The sequence below is a fragment of the Paratractidigestivibacter sp. genome, from assembly GCF_052362415.1.
Classification (GTDB): Bacteria; Actinomycetota; Coriobacteriia; order Coriobacteriales; family Atopobiaceae; genus Paratractidigestivibacter.
In genome coordinates this window covers 1-5,606 of record NZ_DAWEMK010000006.1, presented here as the reverse complement: position 1 = coordinate 5,606, position 5,606 = coordinate 1, and the positions used below count along the sequence as shown (strand labels likewise).

7 protein-coding genes are annotated in these 5,606 nt (G+C 66.4%); 2 read left to right on the top strand and 5 right to left on the bottom strand.

What is annotated here, in order from left to right; genetic code table 11:
- Together ACT84W_RS01335 and ACT84W_RS01330 are read right to left on the bottom strand one after the other, a co-directional pair.
- On the bottom strand, positions 1–286 hold a 286-nt coding region (locus ACT84W_RS01335; RefSeq protein WP_444327951.1), incomplete at its 3' end, for a MarR family transcriptional regulator.
- A 138-nt stretch (positions 287–424) separates the two neighbouring features.
- Positions 425–925, bottom strand: a complete 501-nt coding sequence (locus ACT84W_RS01330; protein WP_444327950.1) for a DUF2798 domain-containing protein — start codon at positions 923–925, stop codon at positions 425–427.
- A 246-nt stretch (positions 926–1,171) separates the two neighbouring features.
- Here ACT84W_RS01330 and ACT84W_RS01325 point away from each other — a divergent pair, with 246 nt between their 5' ends.
- Positions 1,172–2,338, top strand: a complete 1,167-nt coding sequence (locus tag ACT84W_RS01325; protein ID WP_444327949.1) for a pyridoxal phosphate-dependent aminotransferase — start codon at positions 1,172–1,174, stop codon at positions 2,336–2,338.
- A 4-nt stretch (positions 2,339–2,342) separates the two neighbouring features.
- Here the strand turns inward: ACT84W_RS01325 and ACT84W_RS01320 are convergent, their stop codons facing one another.
- The 3 genes from ACT84W_RS01320 to deoC are packed head-to-tail and all read right to left on the bottom strand — an operon-like array spanning position 2,343 to position 4,995.
- Complete coding sequence (locus ACT84W_RS01320) at positions 2,343–3,209, bottom strand: SDR family oxidoreductase (RefSeq protein ID WP_444327948.1); 867 nt, start codon at positions 3,207–3,209, stop codon at positions 2,343–2,345.
- Positions 3,210–3,255: 46 nt separating this feature from the next.
- Positions 3,256–4,203 carry a class I mannose-6-phosphate isomerase gene (locus tag ACT84W_RS01315; protein ID WP_444327947.1) on the bottom strand — a complete coding sequence of 316 codons (948 nt, stop codon included), beginning with the start codon at positions 4,201–4,203 and terminating at the stop codon, positions 3,256–3,258.
- Positions 4,204–4,212: 9 nt separating this feature from the next.
- Positions 4,213–4,995, bottom strand: coding sequence for a deoxyribose-phosphate aldolase (gene deoC, locus ACT84W_RS01310; RefSeq protein ID WP_444327946.1), 783 nt, complete (start codon positions 4,993–4,995; stop codon positions 4,213–4,215).
- Between the two features lie 100 nt (positions 4,996–5,095).
- On the opposite strand from deoC, the gene ACT84W_RS01305 reads away from it, so the two are divergent.
- Positions 5,096–5,606 (top strand): GntR family transcriptional regulator (locus ACT84W_RS01305; protein ID WP_444327945.1); only part of this gene is annotated, 511 nt, incomplete at its 3' end.

Sequence of the window (5,606 nt, the reverse complement as noted above, 5' to 3'; positions counted from 1 at the left end):
CGCGGTAGCGGGCTCCCGAGGAACCGGCGGGGGCCTCCCCCACCTCGACGAAGCCGTCGGTGGTCAGGCGGGAGACCACGCGCGAGACGGCGGCGCGGTCGATACCGGCCAGGCGCGCGAGCTCGGCGGACGTGAGGCCCTCGGGGTGCTTGTCGAGGTTGTAGACGCACATCAGGTCGCCGGCGCGCAGCCCGAAGCGCGCGAGCTCGGCGGTCTTTATGCGCTGAATCTCCTTCTCGATCGCGGCGATCAGCCCGACAAAGCCCTCAAAACGATCCTCGACCACATTGCCTCCCCACGGCGCCTGCGCGGCGCGTCCTTCTTTGCAGGAACAACAATAACGGCACGTTTGTTGATAAGTCAACAGACGTGCCGTTTACACACATTTTTATGTAGCGGGCATGAAGAAGCCCCGCCCCGTGGCCTATCCCAGCTGCGGCTCCGCGAGCACCGTGCCCTCGGGGAACGCGCGGCGGAACACGAAGCGCGCGGCGGGGCCCACGAAGAGCAGGTTCCACGGCAGCGCCATCACGAAGTTCCAGGGGATGTTGGCCAGCCACGTCGCCGGGACCATCGCGAGCGTGCCCGCGTGGAAAGCGCCCTCGAAAGCGCCATAGAGGCTCATGATGATGACCATCGGGAAGACCGTGCAGGTCGAGATCGCGAGCGTCATCGCACGGGGGCTCGACTCTCCGGGCGTCACGAGGTGCTTGAACGCAAAGCCCTTGGCAAACGGGCTCGCCACGAACCAGTCGCACAGCATGGCGAAGACGTACGCGAACGGGAAGCCGACCCACGCGTCGACGAGGACCCCGACGTTGAGGGCGCCCTGCTGGCGCGCGACGTTGTAGATGCTCATCCAGAGCACCATCAGGAAACACATGATAAAGGTGAACAGCAGGCTCTCGCGCTTGTTCTTGGGCATGGAAGAACTCTCCTCACACATAGAAATCCTGGCCCGGCGAGCGTGGTTCGCCCAAAAAAGCCCTCGTCCACGGACCAGCGGACGCGGCCATTCTAGCGTGCGCGGGGCGTGTTTCGTAAGCGTTTACTTTGTGGAGAATCGCCGGTGCGCCGCAGGTCGAACGTGTAGGTTGGACCTGCGAAAATCACCAAACCGATGGCGTGCATAGAAGGGCGCGAGCCCATCGCAGGCCCCGAAGGAGCACCGATGCAAGAACTCAGCTCGCGAACCTCGCGGTTCACCGATTCCGTGATCCGCCGCATGACGCGGATCTGCATGCAGCACGATGCCATCAACCTCAGCCAGGGGTTCCCCGACTTCGACCCGCCGCGCGTCATCGAGGACCGCCTCGCCGAGGTCGCCTACAAGGGACCGCACCAGTACGCCATCACCTGGGGCGCGCCGAACTTCCGCGCCGCGCTCGCGGCGAAGCAGAGCCCGCGTATGGGCCTCGACATCGACCCGGAGACCCAGATCGTCGTGACCTGTGGCTCCACCGAGGCCATGATGTGCTCGGTCATGACGGTGACGAACCCCGGCGACCGCGTGGTCATCTTCACGCCCTTCTACGAGAACTACGGGGCGGACACGATCCTGTGCGGCGCCGAGCCGACCTACGTCGAGCTGCACGCCCCGACGTTCACGTTCGACGAGGCGGAGCTCGAGCGCGCCTGCGCGCGGCCCGGGACCAAGGCGCTCATCCTCTGCAACCCCTCGAACCCGTGCGGCCACGTGTTTACCCGCTCTGAGCTCGAGTTCATTGCCAAGCTCGCCCAGAAGTACGACCTGTGGGTGATCACCGACGAAGTCTATGAGCACATCGTGTACGCGCCGCACGAGCACATCTACTTCGCGAGCCTGCCGGGGATGGCCGAGCGGACGCTGTCATGCAGCTCGCTTTCCAAGACCTACTCGATGACGGGCTGGCGCCTGGGCTACGTCATCGCGCCTGCCGAGGTCATCGACCGCGCGCGCAAGGTGCACGACTTCCTGACCGTCGGCGCCGCCGCCCCGCTCATGGAGGCCGCCGTCGCAGGCCTTACGCTGCCGCAGAGCTACTACGACGAGATGGCCGCGATGTACACGCGCAAGCGCGACCTGTTCTGCGACGGTCTGCGCGACCTGGGCTTCAGCTTCACCGAGCCCGAGGGCGCCTACTACGTGATGGCCGACGTGAGCGAGCTCGGCTACGCCGACGACTACGACTGCGCGGTCGACCTCATCCGCAAGGTCGGCGTGGGCACCGTACCCTGCAGCTGCTTCTACGACAAGCCCGAGCACCGCTTCGTGCGCTTCCACTTCGCGAAGAGCGACGAGGTGCTCAAGTCCGCGCTCGACCGCCTCGACGGCTGGCGCGAGAAGATGCGCGCGTAGCCCTCTACCAGCCGAAATCTGCCAAGCAGCGGTCGAGGTCCTCCTCGAAGGTCCCGAGCTCGATGCCCGCGGCACAGATCTTGCCCGATGCGAGGCGGAAGTCGCGCGGGCGGTCGGCGTAAGTGTCGCGGTCAGGCAGGATCAGCCGGTCGACCTCAGCCTCCGTGCAGCCGAGCCTCGATGCCACCAAGCGGGCGGTCTCGTAGGTCGTGAGCCCGTTCTGGCTCGCGAAGTGGTACGCGCCGCTCGGCAGCTCGAGGATCTGCGGCAGCTGCTCGGCGAAGCGCTGTGCGTAGGTCATGTTGCGGCGCTCGTTGACGCGGAACGCCGTGGGCTTGCTCGCGCGGACGGCCTTGAGCACGTTGCCGAGGATGTTCGGCGATGCCTTCACGCCCGGCATCGAAAGCCCGAACATCCAGCTGAAGCGCAGGATGAGGTAGTCGTCGACGTTCGCGCGAATCCAGGCGTCGGCCTCCATCTTTTGCCGCCCGTAGGCGCTCACGGACGCCTGCTCGTCGTCCTCGGCGTACGGCGCCACGCCGGGCGCGGCGTTGAAGCACTGCTCGGTCGAGATGAACACCACGCGCCGGCCGCGCTCGCGGCACACCTTCGCGATGGCGATGGCGGACTCGGTGTTCACGCGGTGCGTGAGCTCGGGCAGCTCCTCGCAGTGGACCGTCGAAGCATCGGCGGCCATGTGCAGGCACACGTCGAAGTCCGCGGCGCGGAAGTACTCCTCGACCGCCTCGGGCGACGAGAAGTCCACGTCGGTGTGCGAGACGCAGCTGAACTCCAGTGCATCCGCGTTGTAGAGGCGCGCAAGGCTCGCGAGGTACCCGTGCGCGCCAGTGACCAGGACTTTCTTCTTCATAACTCTGCTCCTTCTCGCAGGTTCGCGCGCCGATGGGGCGCGCAGATCAGGCTACCTCGCCGGGGCACGCGGCGTACGAGCGGATCACGCGGCAGTTGCCCTCGACCACGTAGCTGCCCGCGCTGGCGGGCATAAGGAGCGACCTCGTGCACGTGAGCTCGGCCGAGCCCTCGGCGCACGTCACGCGCGCGGCGCCTCCGACGCAGGACAGCACATGATACCGCCCATCGAGCTCTTGCTCCCAGCTGCCGCGAACGTCCGCCACGTCGGCGATAAAGAGGCGGTGCGTCACCCCGCGGCGGACGCTCGCGGGGGCCGCGGGGTCGTAGGCGCCCAGGTGGACGGAGTCGGGGCGGTTCTGCGTGCGCAGGACGTCGAAGGCCTTCCGCACATGGAGCTCGCGGCCGCGGCCCCAGTCGCAGATGCGGTAGGTGCAGAAGCCGAGGCTGCCGACCTCGACCGCGAGCACGCCCGCGCCGAGGGCGTGCAGGGTGCCCGCGGGCACGCAGACGAAGTCGCCCTCGGAGACGGGGACGCGGCGGCCGTACTTATCGCCGATCGTATCGTCTGCCGCGGCCGCGCGCAGGGCATCGATGTCGTCGGTCTCCGAGCCCAGGATGATCGTCGCGCCGGGCTCGGCCTCCACGATGTACCAGGACTCGGTCTTCTCGTGGTCGTCCTCGTGCGCCTGGGCGTAGGCCTCGTCGGGGTGCACCTGGACCGAGAGGCTCTGCGCCGCGCTCATGGTGATGATCTGGATGACGCCGTCGTCCGTGAGGTCGCCCATGATCTCCGCGCGGTGCCCGGCCAGGAGCTCGTCGAGCGGGGTGCCGTTGTACGGGCCTCCCTCGACGTCGTTCACGAGCCCGCGGTGGACCGAGACGTCGAACGACTCGCCGTACGCGACGTCGCCCTCGATGCCGCGCAGACGGTTGATGGCGCCGCCCGACCACACGGGCGAGATCAGGTTCGGTTTGAGCAGCAGCGGTCCCACAAGTGCCTCCTAGAGCTCGATGGTGTCCACGCCCTCGGCCGCCATGCGGCGACCGAGCTCCTCGATGATGGGCACGCCCGCGCTGCAGCCGATGCGCTCGGCGCCGGCGCGTACCATGTCGAGGAAGGCGTCCGCCGTGCGGATGCCGCCGGCAGCCTTAACCTTAACGCGGGCGTCGACGTGCTCGCGCATGAGCTTCACGTCATCGACGGTGGCGCCGCCCGTCGAGAAGCCCGTCGAGGTCTTGACGAAGTCGGGCAGCACCTCGCTGGCGACCTTGCAAAGACCGAGCTTCTCGTCCTCGGTGAGCAGGCAGTTCTCGAAGATGACCTTGGAGGGAACACCGGCCTCGCGGCACACCTCGACGATCTGGGCCATCTCGTCGCGGACGTAGCCCCAGTTGCCGGCCTTGACCTCGGTGAGGTTGACGACGTAGTCGATCTCGTTGGCGCCGTTGGCCAGGGCGTCCTTGGTCTCGAAGACCTTGGTGGCAATGGTGGTCTGGCCCAAAGGGAAGCCGATCGCGGCGCCCGTGTCGATGTCGGTGCCGGCGAGCAGCTCGGAGCAGAGCTTAGACTGGACGGAGTTGATGGCGACCATCTTGAAGTGGTAGCGCTTGGCCTCGTCGCAGAGCTTCTCCATGTCGGCGCGGGTGGCGTCGGGGTGGAGGTTGGTGTGGTCGACGAGGCGCGCGAGGTCATCGAGGGTGTAGGGCTTCATGGTCTGGGCTTCTTCTTCCTTTTTTGGGGTTCGGCCCGCGTTGGCGGGCTCGGTCTGCCGCGGTGATAGCATCGAAGCAATGGGCTTCTTATGTACGCCTGTATTGTAATTATGTCCGTACATATAAGCAATACTATAGAGACAAAACGATTTTGATCGGCTGGAAAGACACATGACCACCCTCTACGACAAGGTCCGCGAGGACCTCCTGGAAAAGATCCGGACCGGTGCCTACCCCGAGGGCGAGACAATCCCCTCTGAGCCCGAGCTCGCTCAGATCTACGGCGTGAGCCGCGCGACCATTCGGCAGGCGCTGCAGATCCTCTCGGACGACGGCTACGTCGAGAAGCGCCGTCGCCGCGGCACCATCGTGACGAAGCCCAAGGTCGACCAGAGCTTCACGCTCGAGGTCAGCAGCTTCGAGGACGCCATGCGGACGGAGGGGCGCCTGCCCAGGACCAACGTCATCCTGTTCCGCGCCGAGATCGCGAGCGAGGAGGTCGCGCGCAAGCTCGGGCTTTCGGGCAAAGATAAGGTCTACAAGCTCGTGCGCCTGCGCTACGTCGACGACCAGCCGAACGTCTTTGTCGAGAGCTACGTGCCGTGCGCTCCCTACCCCGGCCTCGACGGCTACGACTTCAACGAGGAGAGCCTGTACGCCGCGATGGACGCGTGCGGCGAGC